Raw genomic sequence first — 21434 nt, forward strand, 5'->3', positions numbered from 1 at the left:
GGGGGAGAAGTACGGTGAGGGCATGGAACAGCGCATCACGTTGATCACGCTGGGCGTTTCCGATCCGGCCCGTGCAAAGGCCTTCTACGAGGCCTTGGGCTGGCGCGGCCAGGAAGTCGAGGAGACCGTCTTCTTCCAGGCGGGCGGCCTCGGACTGGTCCTCTGGAGCCGCGACAAACTCGCCAGGGACTGCGGCCTGGAGCCCGGCCCGACGGGCGGTTTCGACGGCATCGTCCTGGCGCACAACGTCCGATCCGACGCGGAGGTCGACGCACTGCTCGCCGCCGCGGAGCGGGCAGGCGGCACCATCACCAAGCCCGCGGCCGTCAACGCCGTCGGCTTCTACTCCAGCGCCTTCACCGACCCGGACGGCCACGCCTGGGAGATCGCCCACAACCCCGGATTCCCCCTCGCCGAGGACGGCACGATCACGCTCCCGGATTTCGCCAGCGACTAGGGGCAGGGACAGCGACAGCGACAGGACGCCCCTGGTCAGCGAGGACGTCGGCAGGCTAGCGTCCGTGCATGGCAGCTGTTTCCGACCTCGCGTTCGACCCGTGGGACCCGGCGTTCGTCGCCGACCCGTACCCCGCGTACGCCGAACTGCGCGCTCACGGCCGGGTCCACTACTACGAACCCACGAACCAGTGGCTGGTCCCGCACCACGCGGACGTCTCGGCGCTGCTGCGGGACCGCCGCCTCGGCCGGACTTACCAGCACCGGTTCACGCACGAGGACTTCGGGCGGACGGCGCCGGCGGCGGAGCATGAGCCGTTCCATACGCTCAACGATCACGGGATGCTCGATCTCGAGCCGCCGGATCACACCCGGATCCGGCGTCTGGTGTCGAAGGCGTTCACTCCGCGCACGGTGGAGCAGCTGAAGCCGTACGTCCACGGGCTCGCGAACGACCTGGTGGCCGCCTTGGTGGAGGCGGGCGGCGGGGACCTGCTGACCGACGTCGCCGAGCCGCTGCCGGTCGCGGTGATCGCCGAGATGCTGGGGATCCCGGAGTCGGACCGGGCGCCGTTGCGTCCCTGGTCGGCGGACATCTGCGGGATGTACGAGCTGAATCCGTCGCAGGAGGTGGCGGCGCGGGCGGTGCGGGCCTCGGTCGAGTTCTCGGAGTATCTGAAGGAGCTGATCGCCGAGCGCCGTAAGAAGCCGGGTGAGGATCTGATCTCGGGGCTGATCGCGGCGCACGACGAGGGTGACCGGCTGACCGAGCAGGAGATGATCTCGACCTGTGTGCTGCTGCTGAACGCGGGGCACGAGGCGACGGTCAACGCGACGGTGAACGGGTGGTGGGCGCTGTTCCGCAACCCCGGGCAGCTGGCGTCTCTCCGCGCCGACCACTCGCTGATCCCGTCCGCCGTCGAAGAGCTCATGCGCTACGACACCCCGCTCCAGCTGTTCGAGCGCTGGGTCCTGGACGAGATCGAGATCGACGGCACGACGATCCCGAGGGGTGCGGAGATCGCGATGCTCTTCGGTTCCGCCAACCACGACCCCGAGGTCTTCGCCGACCCCCGTCGGCTCGACCTGACCCGCGAGGACAACCCGCACATCTCCTTCAGCGCGGGCATCCATTACTGCATCGGCGCGCCGCTGGCCCGTATCGAGCTGGCCGCGTCGATGACGGCCCTGCTGGAGCGGGCGCCGACACTGAGTCTGGCGGCCGAGCCGCGGCGCAAGCCGAACTTCGTGATCCGGGGGCTGGAGGGGCTCAGCGTCGAGGTCTGAGGTGCTGGAACAGCGCCCAGCACCCGAGGGAGGCGGCGATGCCGCCCAGGATCATCAGCGGCAACTCGGCGTAGAGCACGCTCCAGTCGGGTGCCTGCTCGAAGCGCCAGATGCGCTCCCGTACGTCGAGGGACCACACCGCGAGCCCCGCGCCGGCGCCGACGGCGGCGGTCAGACATCCTCCGGCGGCCTGCAAACGTTGTCCCATGCCTGGCATGGACGAGCGCAGGCCGCCATGGGGTTCCGCCCGCCGGTCACGTCGTCATGTCCCGCCGCCGCAGCCCCGCCAGTCCCACCCCGGTCAGCGCGAGCGCCACGAGAAGAAGGGTCAGCACCGGGCCCCACTGCATCCCTCCGCCCGGCAGCTTGGGCAGATGTCCGAACGGCGACACGTCCAGCACCGCCTGCGGAACGTCCAGCGCGGGCCCGACCCAGCCGATCAGCAGCACCGCCCCCGCGACACCCCAGGCCGCCATCGCCGCCCGGGGCAGCAGTCCGTGCAGCAGCACCGCCAGCCCGCCGATGGCCCATACGGCCGGGACCTGCACGAGGCACGCCCCGAGGATCGGCCCGGCCTCCTTGCCGTAGCCCACGGCGAAGCCGAGACCGGCGAGCAGCATGATCAGCACGGTCCCGCCGAAAGCCACCGCCAGATGCCCGGCGGCCCACCGCAGTCGGCCCACCGCGTTGGCCAGCACAGGTTCCGCCCGCCCGGACGTCTCCTCGCCGTGCAGTCGTAGCACCGAGGCGACGATGTAGAGCGCGGCGACCAGGCCGAGCATGCCGATCATCGCGGACAGGAACGAGTCCGTGAGCCCCGCCCGGCCGCCCATCCGTTCGATGATCTGGCGGGCGTTGTCGTTGTCGCCGACGAGGTCGGCGGCGCCGTCGGTCAGTCCGCCGTAGACGACCCCGGCGAGGAAGAAGCCGATGCTCCAGCCGAGCACGCTGCCCCGCTGCAGCCGCCAGGCCAGCGCCCCCGCCGACGCCAGGCGGCCGAACGCCGGTCCCGGCCGGGTCGGCAGGAAGCTCATGCCGATGTCCCGGCGCCCGGCGAGCGCGTAGGCCACGGCGCCCTGGGCCACCACCGCCGCCACCAACAGCAGCAGCACCCACCAGCGCTCGTCCGCGTACGCGCGCAGGTTCTCCAGCCAGCCGAGCGGGGACAGCCAGGTCAGTACCGACGAGCCGTCGTCGGTCGCCGAGTCGCCCGCCGCGCGCAGCACGAACGCGGCGCCGAGCACCGCCGCCGTCAGCCCGCGGGCCAGGCGCGCGCTCTCGGTGAGCTGGGCGACGATCGCCGCCATCGTCGCGAACACCATGCCCAGACCGGCGATCCCGAGCCCGAGCGCCAGCGCGCCCGAGGCTCCCTGGCCGGCCAGCCCGGCGGTCAGCAGCAGCGCCAGTACGGCGTTCGCGCCCCCCGCCGTGAGCAGGGCCGCCGTCAGGGAGGCCCGGCGGCCCACCATCCCCGACGCCACCAGCTCCTGGCGGCCGCTCTCCTCCTCGTCCCGGGTGTGCCGTACGACGATGAGCAGGCTCATCGCGGCCGCCAGCGCGCCCGCGTAGATGCCGACGCGCCAGGCGGTCAGCGCGCCGAGCGAGTCACCGAAGACCGGGCCGACCATGGCACGCAGCGAGGCGTTGGTCTCCATCTGCCGCAACAGGTCGGCGCGTTCGGCGGCCGTGCCGTACAGGCCCTTCAGGGTGTTCGGCATGGAGAGGACCATCAGCGCGTTCACCGCGACCCAGACCGGGATCATCGCGCGGTCGCGGCGCAGGGCGAAGCGCAGCAGGGTGCCGGTACCGGCCAGTTGGCGGGAGCTCGCGGGCCGTACGCCGAAGGCCGTGGCGGTCATCGTGCGGCCACCTTCTCCCGTACGTCCTCCTGGTAGTGCCGCATGAACAGTTCCTCCAGCGTCGGCGGCGTCGACGTCAGCGACCGCACGCCGGACTCGCTGAGCGAGCGCAGTACGGCGTCCAGCTTGTCGGTGTCGACCTGGAGCCGGACCCGGTTGCCCTGGACGTCGAGGTCGTGGACGCCGGGGAGACGGGACAGCCCGTTGGGGGCGCCGGCGAGTTCGGCGGTGACGCTCGTGCGGGTCAGGTGGCGCAGGTCGGCGAGGGAACCGGTCTCGACGGTGCGGCCCTTGCGGATGATGCTGACGCGGTCGCAGAGCTCCTCGACCTCACTGAGGATGTGCGAGGACAGCAGGATCGTCCGGCCCCGGTCCCGTTCCTCCTCCACACACCGCTGGAAGACCTCCTCCATCAGCGGGTCCAGGCCCGAGGTCGGCTCGTCCAGGATCAGCAGGTCGACGTCCGAGGCGAAGGCGGCGACCAGGGCGACCTTCTGCCGGTTGCCCTTGGAGTACGTGCGGCCCTTCTTCGTCGGGTCCAGCTCGAACCGCTCGATCAGCTCGGCCCGGCGCTTCTTGTCGAGTCCGCCGTCGCGCAGACGGCCGTAGAGGTCGATGACCTCGCCGCCGGAGAGGTTGCGCCACAGCGTCACGTCGCCGGGGACGTAAGCGATCCTGCGGTGCACCTCCACCGCGTCCGTCCACGGATCGCGGCCGAGTACCTGCGCGGCGCCCGAGTCGGCGCGTAGCAGGCCGAGCAGGACGCGGATGGCGGTGGACTTGCCGGCGCCGTTCGGGCCCAGGAAGCCGTGGACCTCACCGGTTTCGACGTCCAGGTCGAGGCCGTCGAGGGCGTGCGTGCTGCCGAACGACTTGTGCAGTCCGGAGACGGTCATTGCCTTGGTCATGCTTCAGAACGTACGCTTCTTTCAGAAATTTGTGAAGTTAAGGAAGCGTCAAAATGACGGATAGACTCGTGACCGGGGTCTGAGCAGGGCGGGCAGGGGAGATGATCGGGGCATGACGGAAGCAGCCGGGGCCGGACGGGACACGGAGGCGGTCTCGCGCTTCGTGGAGCACTTCGCGGCTCAGCTCGTCGAGGCCGGCCTGCCGCGCATGCCCGCCCGGGTCTTCGCCGCGCTGCTCGCCTCCGACGCCGGCACCCTGACCTCCGCCGAACTGGGCGAACAGCTGCGGATCAGCCCCGCGGCCGTCTCCGGGGCGGTGCGCTACCTGGCACAGGTCCACATGGTCTCGCGCGAGCGTGAGCCCGGCTCGCGCCGGGAGCGGTACCGGGTGCACAGCGACCAGTGGTACGAGGCGCTCACCAACCGCAACGCGATCATCAAGCGCTGGGAGGACGCCCTGCGCGAGGGCGTCACCAGCCTGGGCGCGGACTCCCCGGCGGGCCGTCGGCTGGCGGAGACCCTCGCCTTCTTCGAGTTCGTCGAGGGTGAGGTCGAGGCCATGATGGAGCGCTGGCGCGTACACCGGGACAGGATGTTCGGCCGGGACTGACCCGTAATGCGAAACCCCCCGCCGGAGGCGGCGGCAATGGCATCGCCCGTGTTACTGGTGAGTGAATATAATTCCTGGCCCGGCACTAATGTCTCGCCATGGCGACGGTGGTGAATCCTGCTCACGGTATCTCCACCTCGGTCGTTCGAAGTGATCACTTAATTGTTGCGGCACCATCGTAGTGTTTCGGTGTCGAGCCCTCGAAGGCCTCGATCTTATGCGAGGGATTTTCGTCGCACTCTTGGATCAGAAAGAACAAAGATTCATGCGCGTACTTCTGTCCAGCACTCCGCTGGCCGGCCACCTCATCCCCCTGTTGCCCCTGGCCCGAGCCTTTCGGGAGCGTGGCGACAACGTTGCTCTCGTAACCGGTTCCAGCGCGGTACCGTTCGTCGCTGATGAGGAAATCGAGTTCCTTCCGGCAGGCCCCGAGCTGGAGGCGATGTTCAAAGAGGTTCTGCGGACTACCGGGCATGACCTGATGGAGCAGGGCCCCACCGTCGAGACGGAGGCGGAGCTTTTCGCCAGTGCGCGTGTCGATCTGACCATCGATGACGCGCTGGCCCAGGCGCGCGCCTGGGAGCCGGACCTGATCCTCTCCGAACACTTCGATTTCATCGGCCCCTTGGTGGGAGCGGTTCTCGGAGTTCCGGCCGCCTCACTGGCCTTCGGCGTCGCGATGCTGCCCGAGACGGTCGAGGCCACGACGGCTCGTGTCCGCAGCCGCTACAAGGCACGCGGACTGGCGTACGCACCGGCGCGCTGGTACCTGGACACCTGCCCTCCCGCACTCCAACGGCCGGGCTGGGAAGCGCCCGAGGGCAGGATCGCCCTGCGTCCTGAGCCGCACCGGAAGCCGGGCCAGGAGGTGCCGGCGAGGACGCAGCGTGGCGACCGCCGCCCGCGTGTCCTGGTGTCCTTCGGAACGGTGTTCTCATCATCGCAGGCCGTCGGTCCTCTGCTGCGTGCGCTGCTCGAGCAGGACGTCGACGTGCGTGTCACTCTCCTTTCCTCCGTGCCGGAGGAGTTCGCCGTGGACGCCGAGGACAGGCTGGAGTTCGCGGCATACAAGCCGTTCGTCGAACTGCTGCAGGATGTCGATGTCGTGCTGACGCACGGGGGCGCGGGCACCGTTCTCGGCGCGCTGTGCCTGGGCATCCCGATGGTCGTGGTACCGCAGGGAGCGGACCAACCCATTCAGGCCGAACGTGTGGCCGCTGCCGGGGCGGGCATCTCCTTCCCGCTCGGTGGAGTGGCCCCGGAGCGGGTGGCCGAGGCGGTGCGCGAGGTTCTGGCTGAGCGGGATTACCGCGATGCCGCCGAGAAGATCGCCGCGCAGATCGCCGAGTACGACAGCTCCCCGGATGTCGCCGAACAACTCGCCGCCGCTCTTGCGCGATAGACAGCCGCATCAGGTCGTCGACCCGTCGACCACCAGGGAATGCAGGAAATGAAAGCCCTTGTCCTCGCAGAGGGCGCGGGCACGCGCTTGCGGGCCATCACCCACACAGGGCGAGCTGGGCCAGGACGTCCTGGCCCAGCATCCCGCCCGCGCCGGTGACCAGCCCGCCAGTTGCCGTACGACTACCGCTCCTTCGTCTCCTCCAACACCGTCCGCCCGAGCAGCGCGTACCGGGACGGGTCGCGCCGCTTGAGGTACTGCGCGTACCCGATGCCCACCGCCGCGACCAGCGCCACCAGCCACGGCGTCGCCTTCAGCACCAGGGAGCCGGACTCCGGGCCGGCCGCCGCGCTCATGTTGGACACCAGCAGGACGACGACCGCGAGCATGGCCACCCCACCCACCAGCGGGGCGACGAACGTCCTGAACCAGTGCCGGCTCTCGGGGTGGTGCGAGCGGAAGTACGCCAGTACCGCGAAGGAGCACACCGCCTGGACGACGAGGATCGCCATGGTGCCGAGGATGGCGAGCAGGACGTACGTACCGGTGTACGGGTCCTTGCCCGCGATCCAGAACGCGGCGAGCAGCACCCCGCTCACGATCGTCTGGACCAGACCTGCGATGTGCGGGGAGCCGTGACTGGCGTGCGTACGGCCGATGGTGTTCTTCAGCGACGGCAGGACTCCCTCGCGGCCCAGCGCGTACATGTAGCGGGAGGCGCAGTTGTGGAAGGCCATGCCGCAGGCCAGCGAGCCGGTGATCATCAGCCACTGCATGACGACGACCGCCCAGTGGCCGACGTACTGCTCGGTCGGGTTGAAGAACAAGGCCAGGGGGTTCGCGGAGGAGGCGGCCGCCACGGCCTCCTTCTCGCCGTTGCCCGTGATGGCCATCCAGGAGACGAAGACGTAGAAGACGCCGACGCCCAGGACCGAGATCATCGTCGCCTTGGGGATGATCTTCTTCGGGTCGCGGGACTCCTCGCCGTACATCGCCGTCGACTCGAAGCCGACCCACGACCAGAAGGCGAAGAAGAGGCCGAGTCCGGCGGAGGTGCCCTGGAAGGCGTTGACCGGGTTGACGGGGCCGAAGGTGAAGCCGTCCGGGCCGCCGCCGTGCAGGGCCACGGACCCGGCCATCAGGCCGAGGATGAGGACCTCGGTGGCCAGCAGCACCACGAGCACCTTCTCGGCGACGGAGATACCGAACCAGGTGCCCATCGCGTTGATCCCGAGCATCAGCGCCGCGAACAGCCACCACGGCACGCTCAGCCCGGTCTGGTCCTCCAGGGTCGTCGTCGCGAAGACCGAGAAGATGCCGATCAGGGCCGGCTCGAAGACGACGTACGCGAAGGTCGCGAGGAGTCCGGAGGCCAGACCCACGGTGCGGCCGAGGCCGTAGGAGATGAAGCCGTAGAAGGCGCCGGTGGAGGTGATGTGCTTCGCCATCGACGTGAAGCCGACGGAAAAGATTCCCAGTACGACCATTGCGACGAGGTAGCTCGCCGGGGCGCCGATGCCGTTGCCGGACGACACGATGAAGGGCACGTTGCCGGTCATCGCGGTGATCGGCGCGGCGGTCGCGATGGCCATGAAGACCACCCCGAGCAGGCCCACGGCGTTGGGCTTGAGCCGGTGGACGGTCGCCTCGCCGCCCGTCTTCCCCTCGGGGGCGACGCCCTCCTGTACTGCCATCGGGTGGCCCCTTCCTGGTTGCCGTGATCGCTGCACACACTGCCGCTGGACCGGAACTCTGTCTCCCGAATGAGTCGGTCAAGGGTTGCGAGGCGTTAAATGTTTGTCAACCAGACCTTTAGAAAACGCGTGCGGCGAACGCTCTTGTTAACTCTCCGGCGGTCCGTGGACCGGGCCCCGGCGCGTCTCGTAGCGTCGCCGCCATGAGCGCCTACACCTCCACCCTCGGCGGCGAGCGCCACCGCTTCGACTCCCTCGCCCGCCTGCTCGCCGCCGCGAGCCCCGAGCGCTCCGGCGACCGGCTCGCCGGGCTCGCGGCTTCGTCGGCGCAGGAGCGGGTCGCGGCGCGCTGGGCGCTGGCGGAGGTGCCGCTCGCCACGTTCCTGGCCGAGCCGGTGATCCCGTACGAGACAGACGACGTGACCCGGCTGATCCTCGACACGCACGACACGGCGGCCTTCGCGCCGGTGGCCGGCATGACGGTCGGCGAGCTGCGGGAGTGGCTGCTGTCGGAGGCGGCGGACGCGACGGCGCTGGCCGCGCTGGCGCCCGGGCTGACACCGGAGATGGTGGCGGCGGTGTCCAAGCTGATGGGCAACGCGGATCTGGTCGCGGTGGCCCGCAAGGTGCGGGTCGTGACCGCCTTCCGCTCGACGATCGGTCTGCCGGGACGGCTGGCGACCCGCCTCCAGCCCAACCACCCCACCGACGACCCGGCGGGTGTGGCGGCCGCGCTGCTCGACGGCCTGCTGCTCGGCTCCGGCGACGCGGTCATCGGCATCAACCCGGCCACGGACAGCCCCAAGGCGGTACGGCAGCTGCTGGAGCTGTTGGACGGAGTGATCGCGCGGTACGCGATCCCGACGCAGTCGTGCGTGCTGTGCCATGTGACGACGAGCGTGGACCTGATGGAGCGGGGTGCTCCGGTGGACCTCGTCTTCCAGTCCATCGCGGGGACGCAGGCGGCGAACGCCTCCTTCGGCGTCACGCTGTCCCTGCTGGACGAGGCGCACGAGGCGGTGCGGGCGCTCGGGCGGGGCACGGTGGGCTCGCAGGCCATGTACTTCGAGACGGGCCAGGGCAGCGCCCTCTCCGCAGACGCCCACCACGGGGTGGACCAGCAGACGGTGGAGGCGAGGGCGTACGCGGTGGCACGCCGCTACGACCCGCTCCTGGTGAACACCGTGGTCGGCTTCATCGGCCCCGAGTACCTCTACGACGGCCGGCAGATCCTGCGCGCCGCCCTGGAGGACCACTTCTGCGGCAAGCTGCTCGGCCTGCCGATGGGCCTGGACATCTGCTACACGAACCACGCGGACGCCGATGACGACGACGTGGCGACGATGCTCACCATGCTGGGCGTGGCCGGCGCGTCCTTCGTGATCTGCACGCCGGGGGGCGACGACATCATGCTCAACTACCAGTCGGCCTCGTACCACGACGCGTTGTACCTGCGGCAGGTGCTGGGGCTGCGCCCGGCACCGGAGTTCGAGGCGTGGCTCGCGTCGATCGGGCTGCTGGACGAACGCGGCGGTATCCGCGAGGTCACCTCGCATCCGCTGACGGCGATCGGACGGGAAGTGGCGGCATGACTCAACTACCTGCCCCTACGGGCGACCTGGCCCTCTGGTCGGCCCTGCGCCGCCACACCCAGGCCCGCATCGGCCTCGGCCGCGCGGGTTCCGCCCTGCCGACCCGGCACCGCCTTGAACTCCAGGCCGCGCACGCTGCGGCGCGGGACGCGGTGCACTCACCGTTCGAGCCGGACGCGGTCGCGGCGGAGCTCACCGGGATGCCGACGGTACGGGTCCGCAGCGCGGCTCCCGACCGGCTCACGTACCTCCAGCGCCCCGACCTGGGGCGGCGGCTGGATGCCACGGACCGCGCGCATCTGCCGGTGGGGGAGTGGGACGCGGTGTTCGTGATCGCGGACGGGCTGTCGAGCCGAGCCGTGCACGAGCACGCGGCGGCGGTGGTCCGGGAGACGGTGGCGCGGCTGGCGTCCTGGAGCATCGCCCCTGTGGTCCTCGCCGAACAGGCCCGCGTGGCCCTCGGCGACGACGTCGCGCACGCGATGGGGGCGGCGATGGTGGTGGTCCTGGTCGGGGAACGGCCCGGCATGTCGGCGGCGGACTCACTCGGCGCCTACCTGACGTACGGCCCCCGCCCCGGCACGACGACGGACGCCGACCGCAACTGCCTGTCCAACATCCGGCCGCCGCTGGGGCTGCCGTACGAGACGGCGGCGGCGAAGCTGGCGGGGTTGATGGGGAGGGCGCGCGAGCTGCGCCGTACCGGCGTCGCCCTGAAGGACGACTCGGACGCCCCGACGGCGCTGACGTAGCCGGCCCGGGCCAATCACTGCCTCGTCAAGAGGAGGGCAACGTGAGGCCCCACGCGGCCTCCCAGACCGTCCACGTCCGCCTCCGTACCGGCCCGGCCACCCCCGCATCCGAGTGGTACCGGAAATCCGCCCCCACCACGGTCACCGTCTTCCCGGCCGCCCGCACCGGCGACGCCTCCGCGCCCACCGACGCCGGCCGTATCTCCACCTCGACCACCCCGGAGGCCCCCGGCGTCACCGACACCGTCTCCAGCGGCTGGCCCAGATCCACCAGCGTCACCCCGTCGACCTCCACCCGCAGCCGGGAGGGGCCGGGGCCGGTGACGACGTCCTCCCGCGCGGGCCGCGCCGGCACCAGCGTGCGTACGAGGGACTGGCACGTCCGCAGCCAGGGACGCGCGGAAGGGCCGTCCGGCGAAGCATCCGGCGCCGTCTGAGCAGACACCGGCGGAATCCGCAGCGCGCCCAGCACCACCCCGTCACTGTCGTCCACGAGCAGGTCCAGCCGCCGCTCCACCCCGTCCAGGACCGCCCGCGCCGCCGCCACCGCCCCCGTCGGCACCCCCAGCGACCGCGCCAGCGACAGCGCGGCCCCGACCGGCACCACCGACAGCGCACACTCCGCCAGCTCCCGCTGCCGGTGCAGCAGAGACACCGTCCGGACCAGCGCCCGGTCGTCGCCGACCACCACCGGCCGCCGTGAGCCCCGCCGGGCCAGCGCCCGGGCAAATTCTTCCGGGCCGTCCGGCAGGCACACCTTCGTATGCGCCGCACCCGCGCTGAGCACGTCTTTCGCGATCCGGACGGCCTCTCCGTCCGCCCGCCGGGCGACCGGATCGATCACCACCAGCAACTGATCGGACGTCGCGAAAGTCGCCACCTCGGTCATGCCTCGCTTCCTCGGGTAGCATCTTTGTGCAAGAGCCCCTTGCGCTATTGCGCCAGGGGCTTCGTCTATTCCGGGGCATCCGGTCCGACGGGTCGCGGCCAACGAAGGTCGCCGGTGTACGAAACACGCTGTGCGAGGCACAGGCAAGTGTCGCGTACGCCTCTGACCTTGGACATGCCCCGCCCGGAAGGGGTGTACGCGCGTGCCCGCACTTGTGCTGCTCGGTGCTCAGTGGGGTGACGAAGGCAAGGGAAAGGCAACCGACCTGCTCGGTGGCTCGGTGGACTATGTGGTGCGCTACCAGGGCGGCAACAACGCCGGCCACACGGTAGTCGTGGGTGATCAGAAGTATGCCCTCCACCTCCTCCCTTCCGGAATCCTCTCCCCGGGGTGCACCCCGGTGATCGGTAACGGCGTCGTCGTCGATCCGTCGGTCCTGCTCTCCGAGCTGAGCGGATTGAACGAGCGTGGCGTCGACACGTCCAAGCTCCTGATCAGTGGAAACGCTCACATCATCACGCCGTACAACGTGACCGTCGACAAGGTGACGGAACGCTTCCTCGGCAAGAGGAAGATCGGCACGACGGGGCGGGGCATCGGCCCGACCTACGCCGACAAGATCAACCGCGTCGGGATTCGCGTGCAGGACCTGTACGACGAGTCGATCCTGACCCAGAAGGTCGAAGCCGCCCTCGACGTCAAGAACCAGATACTCACCAAGCTGTACAACCGGCGCGCGATCGCCGTCGACCAGGTGGTCGAGGAGCTGCTGGGCTACGCCGCGAAGATCGAGCCGTACGTCGCCGACACGGTGCTCGTGCTCAATCAGGCGCTGGAGCAGGACAAGGTCGTCCTCTTCGAGGGCGGCCAGGGCACGCTCCTCGACATCGACCACGGCACGTATCCCTTCGTGACGTCCAGCAACCCCACGGCGGGCGGTGCGTGCACCGGCGCGGGCGTCGGCCCGACGAAGATCAGCCGGGTCATCGGCATCCTGAAGGCGTACACGACCCGTGTCGGCGCGGGTCCGTTCCCGACGGAGCTCTTCGACGAGGACGGCGAGGCGCTGCGGAGGATCGGTGGCGAGCGGGGTGTCACCACCGGCCGTGACCGTCGCTGCGGCTGGTTCGACGCGGTGATCGCCCGTTACGCCACCCGCGTCAACGGCCTCACCGACTTCTTCCTCACCAAGCTCGACGTCCTCACCGGCTGGGAGGAGATCCCGGTCTGCGTGGCCTACGAGATCGACGGCAAGCGCGTCGAGGAGCTCCCGTACTCGCAGAGCGACTTCCACCACGCGAAGCCGGTCTACGAGACCCTCCCGGGCTGGTCGGAGGACATCACGAAGGCGAAGACCTTCGCCGACCTGCCGAAGAACGCCCAGGACTACGTCAAGGCGCTGGAGGAGATGTCCGGCGCTCCGATCTCCGCGATCGGTGTCGGTCCGGGGCGGGACGAGACGATCGAGATCAACTCGTTCGTCTAGGGACAGGCCGGGTCAGCGACTCGTTCGTCCCGTCGCGGACAACTTCATGACATGCCTGTGCCCCTGGCCGCCGACATCGGCCAGGGACACAGGTGTCTCTACGGGGCTAGCGTGACGTCAGCCTCCACAGGTGGTCCGCGGTGCCGTTGTCGCTCCACTGGAGGACCTGGGCGCCGGGGGAGGTGCTCATCTGGTCCACGCCCAGCAGCAGCCCGCTGTTGTAGTTGGCGATCTTGTAGAAGCCGTCGCGGGCCGGGATCAGTTGCCAGACGTGGTCGGCGGTGCCGTTGTCGCCCCAGATCAGGGCCTTGGCGCCGTCGGCCGTACTCATGGTGTCGGACAGGGGGCTTCAGGAGGTGGGCAGCCAGACGCGCATGCTGCCGTTCTCGCGGTTGGCCCACGCGTAGTAGGGGATGGCGGTCAGCTCGACGAGTTCGCCGTCCTGTCGGCGGGGGCTTGCGTCGTCGGCGGGGCCGTACGGCCACCAGCCCGCGTCCGGGACGCCCCGCCGCCTGCCCGCCGCCACGACCGTGGTGACGCCGCCCAGCAGGTCCGGGCGGTGCTTCACGGCGAGCGGGCGGGTGGTGTCGATCACGATGTCGTCCAGGCCGCCGCCGGGGTGGTCGGCCCCTTCCAGGCAGTGGACGAGGGGCCCGCGTTCGATGGCCACGCAGCCGCGTACGGCGTCCACGCGGGGATCGGCGGTGGTGAGGCGGGGTTCGAGGGCGAGCTCCAGGACGACCTTGTCTCCGGGGGCCCAGGTGCGGTGCAGGCGCAGCCAGCCGTCGGCGACGGGACCGTCGTACGTCTCCTCCCCGCACCGCACCCGGAACTCCCGGCACCACTGCGGGATGCGCAGGGAGAGCGTCCAGGGGCGGTCGGTCGGGGTGTCCTCGACGGTGAGGGCGATGGTGCCGTGCCAGGGGTAGTCGGTCTCGGCACCGATGACGGCGAGGTCGCTTTCGTACCGGCCGGTGACGTACTGGTGGATCTGCAGTCCGTCGTCGTCGCTGCTCGCCAGGTAGTGCTCCAGGGAGGCCAGCAGCCGCATGACGTTCGGCGGGCAGCAGGCGCAGCGGAACCAGCGGGTGCGGCGGGCCGACTTGTCGCCGCCGGGGTCGGTGTGCCCGTCGCGGATCTGGAGCGGGTTGACGTACAGCCAGCGCTCGCCGTCCAGCGACACCCCGGCCAGGAAACCGTTGTAGAGGGTGCGCTCGATCAGGTCGGAGTAGCGGGCCTCGCCGGTGAGCAGGGCCATGCGCCAGCTCCACTGGACGGAGGCGATGGCGGCACAGGTCTCGCAGTAGGCGCGTTCGTTGGGCAGCTCGTACGGGTCGCCGAAGTCCTCCCCGGAGTGGTGGGCGCCGAGCCCGCCGGTGAGGTGGGTCTTCGTGGTGGCCATGGCGTGCCACAACCGTTCGGCAGCGGCCCGGAGTTCCTCGTCCCCGGTCTCGGTGGCGAGATCGGCGGCCGCGGCCAGCAGGTACAGCTGTCGTACGGCGTGACCCTCGACGTTCGTGGCCTCGCGGACGGGGACGCGGTCCTGGCAGTAGGCCTCGCCGCCGAGCAGTCCGTGGCCGTGCCGGTCGACGAAGTAGGCGGCGAGGTCGAGGTAGCGGCGCTCGCCGGTCTCGCGGTGGAGCTCGACGAGGGCGGTCTCGATCTCGGGGTGCCCGTCGATGCCGTCGATGGGTTTCCCACTCCCGGGCGGACCGAAGACGGAATCGACATGATCGGCGAACTTCCGGGCCACATCGAGGAGTTCGGGCCGTCCCGTGGCCCGGTGATGTGCCACGGCGGCCTGGATCAGATGCCCCGCGCAGTACAGCTCGTGCCCCCACCGCAGGTCCTGGTACCGCTCGCCGCCCTTGACCACCTGGAACCAGGTGTTGAGGTAGCCGTCGGGCTGCTGGGCCTCGGCGACGAGGGCGATGAGCCGGTCGACGTGGGCGCGGAGGTCCCCGGCGGGCTCCTGGGCGAGCTGCCAGGAGGCGGCCTCCAGCCACTTGTAGACGTCGGTGTCCACGAAGGGGTACGCGCCCTGGAACTCACCCTCGGCCGTGCCCGCCGCGAGCCGCAGGTTGTGCAGATTGCCCGCGGACTCCAGCAGTTCGGGGCCCTGCGGGAGGGAGGTACGTGTGTTGACCTCGCGGCGGGTGTGCCAGAAGCCCGCGGTGATGCCGGCGGTGGCCGGCCGCAGCGCGGCGCGGGCGTCCGGGCCGAGACGGACCGGGCCCGTCGGGGGCAGGGCGGAGTGTGTGCGGGGCATGGTTCTCCGAGGGCCTTGGGATGCACTGGGATGCACTGAGCTGGAAGGGGCTGGAACGAGCTGGAAGGGGCTGGAAGGGGCTGGAACGGCTTTTGAGCAACCGTTTTCCTGACGAGAAAGTAGAGGGCAACGGCCAAGTCAGGTCAAGGGCTGCGACAGCATATTTTTCTGATTTCTCACTGACTGGCGCTCGCCCCCGGCGGGTGCCACGATGTTGGGCACTCCTGCCGAGAAGGAAAAGGTTTGCTCGTGACGTCAGCCGCAGCTGCTCCAGGCTCTCCAGGCTCTTCCCCCGCCGGCCGGGCCCGTCTCGCCGACGTCGCCGCGCTCGCGGGCGTCAGCGTGGGCACGGCCTCGAAGGCGCTCAACGGCGGCGGACGGATGCGCCCGGAAACCCGTCAGCGGGTGCTGGACGCCGTGGCGACGCTCGGCTTCCGCCCCAACCAGCACGCCCAGAGCCTGCACACCGGCCGCAGTTGGACGGTCGGCCTGATGACGACGGACGGCATCGGACGCTTCAGCACCCCGGTGCTCCTCGGCGCCGAGGACGCGCTCGGCGCCGGCAAGATCTCGGTCCTGCTGTGCGACACGCGCGGCGACGCGATCCGGGAACAGCACCACCTGCGCAACCTCATCGACCGCCGCGTGGACGGCATCATCGTCACCGGTCGCCGCACGGACCCGCGCTCGCCGCTGACCGGCATCAGCGGCCTGGAGGCGATCCCGGTCGTCTACGCGCTCTCCCCCTCCACGGACCTGGCCGACACGTCCGTGGTCTCCGACGACCGGGGCGGCGCCCAACTGGCCGTCGAACACCTCCTGTCCGCCGGCCGCACCCGCTTCGCCCACGTCACCGGCCCCGAACACCACGCCGCCGCCCGCGACCGGGCCCGCCATGGGGTGGAGCACCTGGAAGGCGCGGGGTTCGGTTTGTCCACCGGCCGGGTCCACTTCGGCGAGTGGAGCGAGGCCTGGGGCCGCCGCGCCGCCGACGCGGTCCTGCGTACGGCCCCGGACACGGACGCGTTCTTCTGCGGCAACGACCAGATAGCCCGAGGCGTCGCGGACACACTCCGCGAGCGCGGCGTGAACGTCCCCGGCGACATCGCGATCGTCGGCTACGACAACTGGGACACCATGGCCCTGGCCTCCCGCCCACCCCTCACCACAATCGACATGAGCCTCGCGGAGATCGGCCGCATCGCGGCACTACGGCTCCTGGAAGCGATCGACGCGGAGGGCCCGGCGCCGGGGATGCATACGGTGCCGTGTCGGTTGGTGGTGCGGGAGTCGACGTGAGGGTGGGGGCAGCTTAGGGGGTTGCTCGGGGTTTGGCTCAGGGGGTGGCTTCAGCGGGCGCCTGCTGATGACGTGACCGTTGGCCACTCGCTTCTCGGCCAGTGTCGTGCTTCCGCGACCCGAGTAAAGGGCGCTCCGCGTCGCCTTCGGCGATCGGCCTACGGCCGACCCTTGACTCGGCTCGCTCCAGCACGGGTGAGAAGCGAGCGAGCGGCCCGGAGGAGAGCGGGGGGCCAGGTGGGTGGGCCCTTCGGGTCGGTTGGGGGGGGTGGGCCGGGGTTCGGGGGCGCGATCGCGCCTCGCCAGCACGCCGGGTGGGCTCAGCGGCGAACGGTGAGTGGGCGGCTGGTGGGGGCGCACCGGCCGGGCGGGGGCACGCCGGGCCGGCTTAGCGGCGTGCGGTGGGTGGGTGGTGGCGGTGCGCGCTGGCCGGGTGGGGTACGCCGGGTGGGCTTAGCGGCGTATGGCCGGTGGGCGGCTGGGGGGCGCGTCGGTTGGGTGGTGGCACGCCGGGCGGGCTCAGCGGATGGCGGCCGGTGGGTGGCTGTGGGGGGCACCTGCCAGGTGGGGGCACGCCGGGTCGGCTTGGCGACTGATGGCCGGTGGGTGAAGGGAGGCGCCAGCGAGTGGCGGTACGCCTGGGCGCGGCGATCGCGGCGATCGCGACGAGGGCTCAGCGGATGGCGGCCCAGTGGACGATGCGAGAGTGCGCACCAGCGGGACCGACTGACCCCTCCGGCCCGACTCGGCGGCTACGACAGGTCGCACCGTCGGATATCTCGGGCACGGATCCAGTAATTGGCAGATCTGTTCCACCCCCACGGTCACCTGAGCTGGGGTTTTCCCTCGCAGGGGTGGAACAGATCTGCCAATTACTCCTCGAGCCACCCTCGCGGGCCGCCATCGGCTGGGCCGGCCCGGCGTGACGCCACCCGGCCGACGCGCCGCCAGCCGTCCACCGGCCGTACGCCGCTGAGCCCGCCCGGCGTGCCACCACCCAGCCGCCCACTCACCGTTCGCCGCTAAGCCGGCCCGGCGTGCCACCACCCAGCCAGCGCGCACCGCTACCGCCCACTCACCGTTCGCCGCTGAGCCCACCCGGCGTGCTGGCGAGGCGCGATCGCGCCCCCGAATGCCGGCCCGCCCCTCAACCGACCCGAGGGCCCACCCACCTGGCCCCCCGCTCTCCTCCGGGCCGCTCGCTCGCTTCTCACCCGTGCTGGAGCGAGGCGAGTCAAGGGTGGCCCGAAGGGCCATCGGCGCAGCCGACGCGGAGCGACAGCGGAGCGCCCTTTACTCGGGTCGTGGAAGCACGACACTGGCCGAGAAGCGAGTGGCCAACGGTCACTTCGTGGCGTACGTGAGGGCCGGGGCGGCATGTGAGGCGAACTCTGCAGCGCCCCGGTCCTCAACGGTTCTCAACGGCCTCACCTGGCCGCTGACTTGGCGTTACGCCCCACGAACCCGGACCACCGCGTCGCGCGCTTCCGCTGCGTGCCGCCCTTCACTCGACGGAGTGAAGAACGTGAACTTCCGCCTGGGAAACCCCGGTTCCGGCTTGCGTTCGTCGCTCTGTGTGCCCATAGGGTCACGCCAGCACAGAAACGCCCCCGCGGTGCGCCAACACCCGGGGGCTCGACACCAGGGGCGGCAGCCCCACCAGGAAGGCTGGCGCTCCCAATGCGCATTCATCGTACGACGCCCACGCGCTCCTCTTCCGTCTTCTCCAACGCTCTCCTCCGCGACCGGAGCATCTCCTGGTGTGCGGTCGGCGTACTGACGTACCTATTGAGCCTCCCGAACGAGGCCCTCGTCACCATCCGCCCGCTCGCGGACCGGCGCAAGGAGGGGCGGGCCCGGATCGCCGCCGCCCTGCATGAGCTGGAGGAATCCCGGTATCTGCAGCGGGTTGTGCACAAGATCCGGAAGAGACGGGCCAACTCTTCACCGTCTACGAGGTGTTCGACACTCTGTACGAGGACGAGCCACCGACGGGTGATTCTCAAGAGGCCCGGAACCTGGCCTCCGGCGAGTCGGAGATCGCCTCGCCGGGCGATCTCCCTTCGGGAGAAATGACCGGGGAGCAGGGACCTCCCTCCGGCGCCGCCGAGGCGTTGCGGCTCGCGCCGCTGGTGGAGGAGTGGTGGGAGGCGGGCGCCGGCAGCGCCCAGATCCGGGCGGCCCTGACCGACGGGCTGCCGCGCCGCCTGTACTCGGCCGCCGCCATCGTCGAGAACCGTCTGCAACGCAAGCGCCCTTCCGGGGCGGGGGCGCCCGAGCCGGTCACGACCGTCGAGGCCGAGCTCCGCAGGCCCGGCGCCGCCGCGTACCGCGAGGCCGCGTGGCGGGCGGCGGGTGGCGGGATCGCCCGTGCGCTGCCGAGGGGGCAGGCGGCGCCCGCGTAGGCCCGCCCGTGATGACCCGCGAAGACTCCCGGCCGCACACCCGTGTCGTCGGGTCAACCCAACCGAGAGGAACGCGATGACCGCATTGCTCGAACGGGCCGAGACGGTATACCGCAGGTATACTGCCGTCATGGCTGACACCACCGTCAAGGTCGACCCCGCTGTCCGTGACCGCCTCATGGTGCTCGCCCGCGAGCGCGGCATGACCATGCGTGATCTGATCGCCGAGCTGGCCGGAGCCACGCCCACGCAGGAGGAGTTGCGGAAGCGGTACGAGGAGACCAAGGCGTACTGCGAGACGCACTTCGGTGTGACGCTCACGGACGAGGACCACGACAGGGTGGAGAAGGTCTGGCAGGACCTTGAGGCCGGTCGGCCCGTGGACAGCCTGTGAGTGCGGCACGGCCGGGGTCGACCGGCGTCGTGTTCGACGAGTCCGCCCTGCTGGCTCTGGGGTCGGGGAACTCGCTCGCCTCGCAGTTCGTCGCGAACACCGAGCACGGGCCGACACGGCACGTCTACGTTCCCGCGCTCTGTCTGGCGGCCGCGGACGGTATGCGTAAGGGCCTCGCAGAGCACGTGGGCGCTCTGCCCGCCGTCGAGATCGTCGAGCTGGACTTCGCGGGTGCGTCCACGGTGGGCGCCTTGCTGCGCGACGGCGTGGAGTGGCGACTCGGCCACGCCATCCACCTGTCCCGGCCGACGGTCGACTGGCCGGACGGTCGGCACGTCGTGACCGTCGACCCGGACAGGTACGCCGACATGCCGCTCGTACGCACGATCAGGCTGCCTCACCAGCGCTGACCCGAGTGAGGGCACTCGCCCGGCGGGCGCCCTCCCCGCGTACTGCGGACCCCTCGGCCGAAGGCGTACCCGTCAGCTGAAGATGATCATCGACCCCTGCGCCAGACTCCGCGTAGCCGCCGCATGCAGCCCCAGCCACACGTGCCGCTCGCGGGAGAAGGGGCTGGGGTCGTAGGGAGCGGGTACGGCAGGCTCCTCCAGCTCCGTGGGGCCCAGCGGAGCGTCCGGTGGTGCCGGGGGGTTGGCCGGGTCGATGCCGAGCGAGGGGCCCACGAACTCCAGTTCCCGCAACAGTGTCTGGGACGAGCCCAACGGGCCGCCGCCCGCGAGGAGTTCGTCGTTGGAGAGCGGGTGCGGGAAGTCGACGGGGACGTACGCGCCCGCGTGGTCGTAGTGCCAGACGAGGTGCGACTGCTTGGCCGTCGACTCGAACATCTCCAGCAACTGCTCGTAGTCGCCGCCCAGTTCGTCCACCGGCGTCACCGGCAGCCCGCACACCTGGAGCAGGTAGGCGCGGCGCAGGAAGTGCAGCGCGTCGTAGTCGAAGCCCGCCACCGGGGCGACCTCGCCGGACAGTCCCGGCATGTACTGGTACACCGGCACCGGCGGGAGCCCGGCCTCGGCGAGCACCTTGTTGTACTGCGCGAGTTCCTCGGCGAACGGGTTGTCCGGGGTGTGGCACAACACGTCCACAAGCGGCACCAGCCACAGGTCACAGGCCAAAGGTCAGCTCCTCGGATACTCGCGGCGCGCGGTTGTTGTCACAGGGGTCAGGACAGTGGTCAGAACATGTGGTCAGGACCGGGGTCGGAACATGTGGTCAGGACCAGGGTCGGAACATGCGGTCAGGACAGTGGTCAGAAGATGCGGTCAGGACAGTGGTCAGGGCAGGGTAATCGGTACGGCCATCAGCGCGCTGCGGTCGTGCACAGTGCGCCGCAAGTCGTGCAGGTCCCATACCCGACCGCGTTCCGCTCACCCGGCGGCGAGCCCTTCGATCAGCGCCAGGGCGTGCGCGTTGTACTCGGCGACGATCGACCGGGCGCGCGCGGTGTCGCGGCACGCGAGGGCGTCCACCAGCTCGGTGTACCCGCACCACAGCCGGCCACGCAGTTCGGTCAGCCGGCGCAGGTGCTGCACGGTGCACACCCAGGTCTGCACGCGCAGCCGCTGCAGGAAGTCGGCGAGGTAGGGGTTGCCGAACTGGGTGCTCAGCTCGCGCCAGAAGCGCAGGTCGTAGCCGATCAGGACGGTGAGGTCACCGGCGGCGGCCGCGCGCTGCGCCTCCTCGCCGCGTCGGCGCACTCCCGCGACGGCGTTGGCGGTACGGGGGTCGTCGAGGTCCCGGTAGCCCTTGTGGCCGCTGTCCAGCGCCAGGAACATCCCCTCGATGACCAGGCTGCGGGCGTCGAGCATGCCCCGGAAGTCCTCCACGGAGTACTCGTGCACGCGGAAGCCCCGGTGCTGGTCGGCCTCCAGCAGCCCCTGCGCGGACAGGTCGACCAGCGCCTCGCGCACGGGCGTCGCCGAGACGCCGTACTGCTCGGCGATCTCCTTCACCGTGAACTCCTGCCCCGGTTGCAGCCGCCCGGCCAGCACCTCGTCGCGAAGCGCGTCGGCGATCTGCTGCCGCAGGGTGCTGCGGGTCACAGCGGCGTTGCCGCTGGTGCCGGGCATGGTCGGGGCGTCTCCCTCGTCGCGATCGGGTGGCGTACACGTACG

Annotated in this window: 20 protein-coding genes; 11 read left to right on the forward strand and 9 right to left on the reverse strand. The window is 70.6% G+C overall.

Features of this window, described 5'->3' with window-relative positions; all coding sequences use genetic code 11:
* Positions 1-22: 22 nt before the first annotated feature.
* Entirely contained in the window at positions 23-457 is a 435-nt protein-coding gene (locus Q4V64_RS28500; protein ID WP_124440411.1) for a VOC family protein, read from the forward strand.
* Positions 458-525: 68 nt separating this feature from the next.
* Positions 526-1743, forward strand: a complete 1218-nt coding sequence (locus Q4V64_RS28505) for a cytochrome P450 (protein WP_124440410.1) — start codon at positions 526-528, stop codon at positions 1741-1743.
* On the opposite strand, the gene Q4V64_RS28510 is transcribed toward Q4V64_RS28505, so the two are convergent.
* From Q4V64_RS28510 to Q4V64_RS28520, 3 genes are read right to left on the reverse strand one after another with little or no spacing between them, the layout of a single operon-like run.
* Positions 1727-1951: a hypothetical protein gene (locus Q4V64_RS28510; protein ID WP_172629219.1), complete on the reverse strand. Its 225-nt coding sequence runs from the start codon at positions 1949-1951 to the stop codon at positions 1727-1729. The genes Q4V64_RS28505 and Q4V64_RS28510 overlap by 17 nt on opposite strands.
* 46 nt (positions 1952-1997) lie before the next feature.
* Positions 1998-3602 carry an ABC transporter permease gene (locus Q4V64_RS28515; protein WP_124440408.1) on the reverse strand — a complete coding sequence of 535 codons (1605 nt, stop codon included), beginning with the start codon at positions 3600-3602 and terminating at the stop codon, positions 1998-2000.
* A complete protein-coding gene (locus Q4V64_RS28520) occupies positions 3599-4510 on the reverse strand; it encodes an ABC transporter ATP-binding protein (RefSeq protein WP_124440407.1) in 912 nt (303 codons plus the stop codon). The genes Q4V64_RS28515 and Q4V64_RS28520 overlap by 4 nt, the downstream gene beginning before the upstream one ends.
* A 112-nt stretch (positions 4511-4622) precedes the next feature.
* Here Q4V64_RS28520 and Q4V64_RS28525 point away from each other — a divergent pair, with 112 nt between their 5' ends.
* Both Q4V64_RS28525 and Q4V64_RS28530 read left to right on the forward strand, forming a co-directional pair.
* Complete coding sequence (locus Q4V64_RS28525) at positions 4623-5120, forward strand: MarR family transcriptional regulator (RefSeq protein ID WP_124440406.1); 498 nt, start codon at positions 4623-4625, stop codon at positions 5118-5120.
* 265 nt (positions 5121-5385) lie between these two features.
* Entirely contained in the window at positions 5386-6522 is a 1137-nt protein-coding gene (locus Q4V64_RS28530; protein WP_124440405.1) for a glycosyltransferase, read from the forward strand.
* Positions 6523-6704: 182 nt separating this feature from the next.
* Here the strand turns inward: Q4V64_RS28530 and Q4V64_RS28535 are convergent, their stop codons facing one another.
* On the reverse strand, positions 6705-8216 hold the full coding sequence (locus tag Q4V64_RS28535; RefSeq protein ID WP_124440404.1) for an APC family permease: 1512 nt from the start codon (positions 8214-8216) through the stop codon (positions 6705-6707).
* Between the two features lie 203 nt (positions 8217-8419).
* On the opposite strand from Q4V64_RS28535, the gene Q4V64_RS28540 reads away from it, so the two are divergent.
* Together Q4V64_RS28540 and eutC are read left to right on the forward strand one after the other, a co-directional pair.
* Complete coding sequence (locus Q4V64_RS28540; protein ID WP_303712171.1) at positions 8420-9808, forward strand: ethanolamine ammonia-lyase subunit EutB; 1389 nt, start codon at positions 8420-8422, stop codon at positions 9806-9808.
* A complete protein-coding gene (gene eutC, locus Q4V64_RS28545; RefSeq protein WP_124440403.1) occupies positions 9805-10560 on the forward strand; it encodes an ethanolamine ammonia-lyase subunit EutC in 756 nt (251 codons plus the stop codon). Before Q4V64_RS28540 ends, eutC begins: the two co-directional genes overlap by 4 nt.
* 25 nt (positions 10561-10585) lie before the next feature.
* Here the strand turns inward: eutC and Q4V64_RS28550 are convergent, their stop codons facing one another.
* A complete protein-coding gene (locus tag Q4V64_RS28550) occupies positions 10586-11449 on the reverse strand; it encodes a diacylglycerol kinase family protein (protein ID WP_124440402.1) in 864 nt (287 codons plus the stop codon).
* A gap of 202 nt (positions 11450-11651) precedes the next feature.
* Between Q4V64_RS28550 and Q4V64_RS28555 the strand changes: the two genes are divergently transcribed.
* Positions 11652-12935 carry an adenylosuccinate synthase gene (locus tag Q4V64_RS28555; RefSeq protein WP_124440401.1) on the forward strand — a complete coding sequence of 428 codons (1284 nt, stop codon included), beginning with the start codon at positions 11652-11654 and terminating at the stop codon, positions 12933-12935.
* 106 nt (positions 12936-13041) lie between these two features.
* Here Q4V64_RS28555 and Q4V64_RS28560 read toward each other — a convergent pair whose 3' ends face one another.
* Positions 13042-13266 carry an RICIN domain-containing protein gene (locus tag Q4V64_RS28560; protein WP_253266971.1) on the reverse strand — a complete coding sequence of 75 codons (225 nt, stop codon included), beginning with the start codon at positions 13264-13266 and terminating at the stop codon, positions 13042-13044.
* An 18-nt stretch (positions 13267-13284) separates the two neighbouring features.
* Positions 13285-15204, reverse strand: a complete 1920-nt coding sequence (locus tag Q4V64_RS28565; protein ID WP_124440400.1) for a beta-L-arabinofuranosidase domain-containing protein — start codon at positions 15202-15204, stop codon at positions 13285-13287.
* 249 nt (positions 15205-15453) lie between these two features.
* Between Q4V64_RS28565 and Q4V64_RS28570 the strand changes: the two genes are divergently transcribed.
* The 4 genes from Q4V64_RS28570 to Q4V64_RS28585 all read left to right on the forward strand — a co-directional run bounded on the left by Q4V64_RS28570 (position 15454) and on the right by Q4V64_RS28585 (position 19712).
* Positions 15454-16503 (forward strand): LacI family DNA-binding transcriptional regulator, encoded by a 1050-nt coding sequence (locus Q4V64_RS28570; RefSeq protein ID WP_124440399.1) that lies wholly within the window; start codon positions 15454-15456, stop codon positions 16501-16503.
* Positions 16504-18461: 1958 nt separating this feature from the next.
* Positions 18462-18908 carry a hypothetical protein gene (locus tag Q4V64_RS28575; RefSeq protein ID WP_124440393.1) on the forward strand — a complete coding sequence of 149 codons (447 nt, stop codon included), beginning with the start codon at positions 18462-18464 and terminating at the stop codon, positions 18906-18908.
* Between the two features lie 130 nt (positions 18909-19038).
* Positions 19039-19302, forward strand: coding sequence for a hypothetical protein (locus Q4V64_RS28580; RefSeq protein WP_232108223.1), 264 nt, complete (start codon positions 19039-19041; stop codon positions 19300-19302).
* Positions 19299-19712 carry a hypothetical protein gene (locus tag Q4V64_RS28585; protein ID WP_095751371.1) on the forward strand — a complete coding sequence of 138 codons (414 nt, stop codon included), beginning with the start codon at positions 19299-19301 and terminating at the stop codon, positions 19710-19712. Before Q4V64_RS28580 ends, Q4V64_RS28585 begins: the two co-directional genes overlap by 4 nt.
* A gap of 72 nt (positions 19713-19784) precedes the next feature.
* On the opposite strand, the gene Q4V64_RS28590 is transcribed toward Q4V64_RS28585, so the two are convergent.
* Positions 19785-20435, reverse strand: a complete 651-nt coding sequence (locus Q4V64_RS28590) for a hypothetical protein (RefSeq protein WP_124440391.1) — start codon at positions 20433-20435, stop codon at positions 19785-19787.
* 252 nt (positions 20436-20687) lie between these two features.
* Entirely contained in the window at positions 20688-21389 is a 702-nt protein-coding gene (locus Q4V64_RS28595; RefSeq protein ID WP_124440390.1) for a GntR family transcriptional regulator, read from the reverse strand.
* Positions 21390-21434: the final 45 nt, after the last annotated feature.

The sequence above is a fragment of the Streptomyces sp. NL15-2K genome (genome assembly GCF_030551255.1).
Lineage (GTDB): Bacteria > Actinomycetota > Actinomycetes > Streptomycetales > Streptomycetaceae > Streptomyces.